Source organism: Actinomadura montaniterrae (genome assembly GCF_008923365.1).
Lineage (GTDB): Bacteria > Actinomycetota > Actinomycetes > Streptosporangiales > Streptosporangiaceae > Spirillospora > Spirillospora montaniterrae.
On sequence record NZ_WBMR01000355.1, the window covers coordinates 1 to 6,848 of the forward strand.

Here is a 6,848-nt window from a genome sequence, read left to right on the forward strand (position 1 = left end):
TCCCGGCCCGCCCGCCGGACGCGCCGCCCGCGCCGGCCGCAAACCCCTCGACCATGCTGTCGCCCCCTTCGGGGCGGCGGACGCCGCATCCCCGCCCCGCACCAAGAGCGTGCAGGTCACCGGGGTGATCGGGAGGCCGATCCGGGGCCGTGTCGCGTAAATCCGGCGCCGCGTGCCGGTCAGCGGCGGGTCACCAGCTGGTGGACAGCGGCATCCCCTCGGCGTAGCCGGAGGAGCTCTGGATCCCGACCGTGGCCCGCTCGTGGAACTCCTCGAGCGTGCGCGCGCCCGCGTAGGTGCAGGAGCTGCGCAGCCCCGCCACGATCGAGTCGATCAGGTCCTCGACGCCGGGGCGCTGCGGGTCCAGGAACATCCGCGAGGTGGAGATGCCCTCCTCGAACAGCGCCTTGCGGGCCCGGTCGAACGGCGAGTCCTCGGCGGTGCGCAGCCGGACGGCCCGCGCCGACGCCATGCCGAAGCTCTCCTTGTACATCCGGCCGTCGGCGGCGTGCTGCAGGTCGCCCGGCGACTCGAAGGTGCCGGCGAACCAGGAGCCCACCATCACGTTCGCCGCCCCCGCCGCGAGCGCGAGCGCCACGTCGCGCGGGTGCCGGACGCCGCCGTCCGCCCACACGTGCCGGCCGAGCCGGCGGGCCTCGGCGGCGCACTCCAGCACGGCGGAGAACTGCGGCCGCCCGACCCCGGTCATCATCCGGGTGGTGCACATCGCGCCCGGGCCGACGCCGACCTTGACGATGTCGGCGCCCGCCTCGATCAGGTCGCGGGTGCCCTCGGCGGTCACCACGTTGCCCGCCACCACCGGCACCGACGGGTCCAGGCCCCGCACCGCCGCCAGCGCGCTGATCATCTTCTCCTGGTGGCCGTGCGCGGTGTCCACCACGAGCAGGTCGGCGCCCGCCTCCAGCAGCGCCTTCGCCTTGCCCGCCACGTCGCCGTTCACGCCGACCGCCGCGGCGACGCGCAGCTGGCCCGCCGCGTCCACGGCGGGCTTGTAGAGGGTGGCGCGCAGCGCGCCGGTCCGGGTGAGGACGCCGGTGAGGCGGCCGCCGGCGTCCACCACGGGCGCGAGCCGGTGCCCGCGCTCGTGCAGCCGGTTGAACGCCTCGCGCGGGTCGACGCCGTGCGGCAGCGTCACCAGGTCCCGCGACATGATGTCGCGCAGCTGGGCGAACCGGTCGACGCTCTGGCAGTCGGCCTCGGTCACCACGCCGACCGGCCGGTCGTCCTCGACCACGATCACGGCGCCGTGCGCGCGCTTGGGCAGCAGCGCCAGCGCCTCGCCCGCGGTGCTGCCCGGGTCCAGCCGGATGGCGGTGTCCACCACCAGGTCGCGGCCCTTCACCCAGCCGATGACCTCCGAGACGACCTCGACCGGGATGTCCTGCGGGATCACCGCGACGCCGCCGCGCCGGGCGACGGTCTCGGCCATCCGGCGGCCGGACACCGCCGTCATGTTCGCCACGACCAGCGGCACGGTGGTCCCGCTGCCGTCGACCGTGGAGAGGTCCACCTCCAGGCGGGACCCGACCGCGGAGCGGCGCGGGACCATGAAGACGTCGTTGTAGGTGAGATCGTGAGCGGAACGCTCACCGTTCAGCAGGTGCACGGCTGTACTACACACCAATCGCGGATCAGAGTGGCTGGGCCACCGTACATTGTGATCCATACCCGCGGGTGCTCCGGCCAAGCGCTCGCCCGGGGCCGCCCCCGGCCGCCGCAGGCCCGTGACCGGGGGTGATGGTCGTGTGTCCCCGGGGATCGTCCGGGTGATCTCCCGCGCTGTGTCCGCGCCCTTCCAGGCGCAACGGAAGTGTCTTCGCGGACGAGGCTGAAAAGCGTGCAACGTGAGGCTTGGCTCTCTGTAAAGTTACCTCTTGACGTAACTGCGCCACCGATGCACTTTTCTTACATGTGCGTCACGCGGACGGCCGACCCGCCGTAGGGGCGCGCACATCAGAACACCGGGAGAAGGCGCAATGCAGGTCACGCACTCGAGCCCGGTCTGCCGCACCCGTCCGCGCCGCGGGCCGCCGCGCCCGCACCGTCCCCCCGGGAGTGACCATCGCCACCCCGCGCGCCCGCCGCCCCTTTCCCGGACGGGCCCGCGCGCGGGCCGGCCCCGGCCGCGTTGCGCTCCCGGACCGGTCGGCGCGGCGTCGGAAACGGCGCCGCCCGCGACCCGGCGCCGACGCTTCCACGGTCATCGGGCGGGGCGAACACGAGCAAGATCAATATTTGACGTCATACCGTCCTGAAATGGAATGATCTTGCAGTTGCCAGCAGAACGATTCATCACATGTCGAGGAGGACAGCCGTGCTGGATGCGGTCGACGCCGTGCTCGTCCGCGAGCTCCAGCGGGATGGCAGGGCGACGTTCCAGGCGCTCGCCGACCGCGTCGGGCTTTCCCGCACGGCCGTGCGGGCACGGGTGCAGAACCTTCTCGAGACCGGCGTCGTGCGCGTCGTCGGCATCGTGCACGCCGCCGTCGTCGGCGCGGAGGCGATCGGGCACGTCTCGGTCACCGTCGAGGGCTCGGCCCGGGAGGTCGCGGACGCCGTCGCCGGCCGCCCGGCGGTCAGCTTCGCCGCGCTGACCGCGGGCCCGCACGACCTGGTCGCGCAGGTCCGCACCCGCGACGACGCCGCGCTCGCGGCCGAGGTGGACCAGCTGCGGTCCGTCCCCGGCGTGCGCTCGGCGGAGGTCTTCCGCTCGGTCTCCACCGTCCGCGACACCCACGCGGTGGTGCGGGAGCTCGGCGAGGTCACCCTCGACGACATCGACTGGCGGCTGCTCCAGGAGCTGCAGCGCGACGGGCGCGCCCCCTACACCCGGCTCGCCCACATCATCGGGCTGTCGCAGGCCGCCACCCGGGCCCGCGTCGTGCGGCTGATGCGCACCGGGGTCATCCAGGTCACCGGGCTCGCCGACCCGCTCGCCCTCGGCGCCGCCGAGCTCGGCGGGTTCGGGCTCGTGGTGACCGGCGGGCTCCGCAAGGTCGCCGAGGCGGTCGCCGCGCAGGACGGCGTCCGCTACCTGGCGACCGGGTTCGGCCGCTACGACATCGTCGGCCAGGCCGAGGCCGCCTCCCGCGCGGAGCTGGTCGCCGTCCTGGACGCGATCCGCTGCGTGCCGGGCGTGACGGTACGGGAGTCCTGGCACCACCTGGACGTGGTGAAGGAGTCCTACGCCGTCGAACTCCCCGAGCGGCCCCTGAACGGGGCGTGAAGGAGAGCCGCCGCGGGCGCCGTCCTCCGGCGCCCCGGCGGCACCGCCGCACCCGCCGGCCACGCCCCCCGCGGGCCGTGCCGCCCGGCGGGCCGCTTCAGTCGCGGCGGCGCGCGCCCTCCGCCAGGGCCAGCTCGTGCAGGACCCGGTTCAGCACCTCGTCGTCGATCCGGCGCTCGTCGCGCATCCGCACGAACACCTGGCGCTCCGCCGACAGCATCTCCCGCCGCAGCCGCCGGTAGGTGGCCGTCGGCACCTCCTCGCCTTCCGGGCCCGTCCCGCCGCCGAGCCGCTCCCACGCCCGCAGCTGCCGGTGCTCGGCCAGCTGCCGCAGCCGCTGCACGACCGCCTCGTCCAGCTCCTCGGCGGCGTTCAGCTCCTCCAGCCGCTCCAGCGCCGCGTTCGCCGCCGCGTGCTGCGCGCCCGCCTCCGCGACCCGGTCGGTGTAGCGCTCCCGCTCGCTGCCGACGCCGAGCACCCGGATCAGCGCCGGGAACGTCAGCCCCTGCACCAGCAGCGTCCCGAGCACGGTCGTGAACGTGAAGAAGATGATCAGGTCGCGGCCGGGGAACGGGGCGCCGGACGCCTCGAACGGGATCGCGAACGCCGCCGCGAGCGACACCACCCCGCGCATGCCCGCCCACGACACGACGGTCGCGCCGCGCCACCCGACGTTCTCGCGGGCGCGCTGCCGGCGCGACAGCAGCCGCGGCAGCCGGGACGCGGGGAACACCCAGACGAACCGGGCCGCGACCGTCACCCCGAAGATCGCCATGGCCCACCAGGTCAGCTCCGGCCAGCCGTGCCCGGACAGCCCGTTCACCACCGGCGGCAGCTGCAGCCCGATCAGCAGGAACACCACCGACTCCAGGACGAAGACGACGACCTTCCAGAACGAGTGCCCGATCAGCCGGGTGACCGGCGCCGACTCGGTGAACCGGTGGCCGAGGTAGATCCCGCTGACCACCACCGCGATCACGCCGGAGGCGTGCACGCTCTCGGCGATCAGGTACGCGGCGAACGGCGCGAGCACCGCCACCCCGTTCTCCACCAGCGGGTCGTTCATGCGGGTCCGCAGCCAGTGCAGCGGCGGCCCGAGCAGCAGCCCGACCGCCGCGCCCGCCGCCGCCGCGAACAGGAACCGCCACACCCCGTCCGCCAGCGTGAACCCGGCGCCCGTCGCCGCGATCACCGCGACCCGGAACGCGGTCAGCGCCGTCGCGTCGTTGAACAGGCTCTCCCCGACCAGCACCGTCACCATGCGGCGCGGCAGCCCGAGCCGCTGCGCCACGCTGACCGCCGCGACCGCGTCCGGCGGCGCGACGATCGCGCCGAGCACGAACGCGGCGGCCAGCGGCAGGCCCGGGACGAGCAGATGCGCCGCGTACCCGACCGCGAACGTGCTGAACAGCACCAGCCCGACCGACAGCAGCCCGATCGACCAGGCGTTCTCCCGCAGCCCGGCGTACGAGCTCTGCCATGCGGCGGAGAACAGCAGCGGCGGCAGGAAGACGTAGAGGACGAACTCCGGGTTCAGCTCGAACTCCGGCACGCCCGGAACGAACGAGAACAGCAGTCCCGCGATCACCAGGACCAGCGGGGCGGGGGTCCCGGCGCGGCGCGCGGCCGCGGCCACCATCAGCGCGCCGACCGGCACGGCCAGCAGCCAGAGTGCGTGCGTCGTCTCCACGCGCAGATCATGGCACGGCCGGCCGGCGCCCCCGAACCCGGCGGACCGCCGCCGGAGCGACGCTCAGCGGGGGACCGCCGCCAGCGGGACGCTCAGCGGGGCTCGCGCCCGTCGTCCTTCGCGAACGCCAGGAAGTCGCGGGCGGACGGCGGGAGCCGCCGGTGCGCGTGCACCAGCCCGACCAGCCGGGTGATCGGCGGCATGAACGACCGGACGGCCAGGCCGTCGGTGTCCTCCAGCTGGTTGCGGTACCACAGCAGCGAGCCGAGCCCGGCGCGCACCCAGCCCAGCCAGGCGCCCCGCTCGTCGGACTCCGCGACCGGCACCGGCCTCGCGCCGGCCCGCCGCAGCACGGCGTCGACCTCCGCGCGGCGGGCGCCGCCCCGGGCCGGGAGCACCAGCCGCATGCCGTCCAGCGCCGCGGGCGGCACCGGCTCGCGGACCTGCAGCGCGGGCGGCGAGACCAGCACCATCTCGCGCTGCTCGAACGGGTGCGCGGTCAGGTCGCCGGGGACGGGCAGGTCGGTGAGCGCGAGGTCGGCGCGCCCGGCGCGCAGCAGCGCGGCGACCTCCTCGCGGCCCGCGCTGCGCACCACCCGGACCCGCACCGCCGGCTGCTCGCGGGCGAACCGGGGGAGCAGCCGCCCGGTCAGCTCCGGCTCCAGCGACGGGGTGGTGGCGACGCGCAGCTCCGCGCCGCGCCCGTCGGAGCGGGCCGCCGACATCCCCTCGATCGCGTCCACGGCGTCCAGCGCCGCCCGCGCCTCCCGGACCACCCGCTCGCCGACGGGGGTGAGGACCACGCCGCGGCCGGAGCGGGCGAACAGCTCCACGCCGAGCTCGCGCTCCAGCTCGCGGACGGCGCGCGACAGCGCGGGCTGCGCGACATAGAGAGCCTGGGCCGCCGACGTCATCGTGCCGTGGTCGGCGGTCGCCACGACATAGCGCAGCTGCCGCAGATTCATGCCACGACCGTATGACAACGAACCGCTCCGGTCCTGGACATAGCCGGAATCGGACCGAGACCGGCCGTGCGGTCACGACCGCGGCGGGGCCGCCTTCGGGCCGCCCGGCGCGGGGGGACCGGCGGGGACGGTCTCCGGTTCGGGCTGCAGCTGCGGGGCGCCGACGGAGCAGTGCCGCCGGCACTCCGGCTCCACCGGCTCGCCGGTCGGCGCGCGCAGCGCGTCGCGGGACACGGTGAAGAAGGTCAGGACGGCGCCCGCGGCCAGCAGCGCCGCGCAGGCCGTCATGGCGACGCGGAAGCCGTGCGAGAAGAGGGCGGGGTCGTTGTAGGCGTCGCCGGTCAGCCCGGCCAGCGGCGGGATCGCCGCGACCGCGAGCAGCCCGGCGGCCCGCGCGACCGCGTTGTTGACGCCGCTGGCCACGCCCGCGTGCCGCACGTCCGCCGTCGCCAGCACCGTGGCGGTCAGCGGCGCGACGACCGCGGCCAGCCCGAGCCCGAACACCACCACGGCGGGCAGCACGTCCCGGACGTAGGAGGAGTCCTTGCCGATCCGGCTGACGAGGAGCATGCCCACGGCGGCGACCATCAGCCCGACCGTCATCGGCAGCCGCGGGCCGACCTTCTGCGCGAACGCGCCCGCCCGCGCCGACAGCAGCAGCATCAGCGCCGTGACGGGCAGCAGCGCGGTGCCGGCCGCGATCGGCGAGAACCCGTCGACGACCTGGAGGTTCAGCACGAACAGGAAGAACAGCACGCCCATCGCGCCGTACATGATGAACGTGACGACGTTGACGGCGGAGAACTGCCGGGAGGCGAACACGTCCAGCGGCAGCATCGGCTGCGGCACCTCGCGCCCGCCGCGCCCGCCGAACAGCCGCCGGCCCCGCCCGCGCGCCCGCTCCAGCAGGACGAACCCGGCCGCCGCCGCGACGCCGGCCACGGCC

The 6,848-nt window shown here is 75.3% G+C and carries 5 protein-coding genes; 1 reads left to right on the forward strand and 4 read right to left on the reverse strand.

The window, feature by feature from the left end:
- Nucleotides 1-190: 190 nt before the first annotated feature.
- The gene (locus F9B16_RS48235; protein WP_225992626.1) at nucleotides 191-1,627 is read right to left on the reverse strand and encodes a GuaB1 family IMP dehydrogenase-related protein; all 1,437 of its coding nucleotides are present in this window, start codon (nucleotides 1,625-1,627) and stop codon (nucleotides 191-193) included.
- A gap of 708 nt (nucleotides 1,628-2,335) precedes the next feature.
- Between F9B16_RS48235 and F9B16_RS48240 the strand changes: the two genes are divergently transcribed.
- A complete protein-coding gene (locus F9B16_RS48240) occupies nucleotides 2,336-3,247 on the forward strand; it encodes an Lrp/AsnC family transcriptional regulator (protein ID WP_151546985.1) in 912 nt (303 codons plus the stop codon).
- A gap of 97 nt (nucleotides 3,248-3,344) precedes the next feature.
- On the opposite strand, the gene F9B16_RS48245 is transcribed toward F9B16_RS48240, so the two are convergent.
- The 3 genes from F9B16_RS48245 to F9B16_RS48255 all read right to left on the reverse strand — a co-directional run.
- Nucleotides 3,345-4,937: a Na+/H+ antiporter gene (locus F9B16_RS48245; RefSeq protein ID WP_225992627.1), complete on the reverse strand. Its 1,593-nt coding sequence runs from the start codon at nucleotides 4,935-4,937 to the stop codon at nucleotides 3,345-3,347.
- Between the two features lie 92 nt (nucleotides 4,938-5,029).
- Nucleotides 5,030-5,902, reverse strand: coding sequence for a LysR family transcriptional regulator (locus F9B16_RS48250; RefSeq protein WP_151546986.1), 873 nt, complete (start codon nucleotides 5,900-5,902; stop codon nucleotides 5,030-5,032).
- A gap of 72 nt (nucleotides 5,903-5,974) precedes the next feature.
- The coding region (locus F9B16_RS48255; RefSeq protein WP_151546987.1) for an MFS transporter at nucleotides 5,975-6,848 on the reverse strand (874 nt) is incomplete at its 5' end.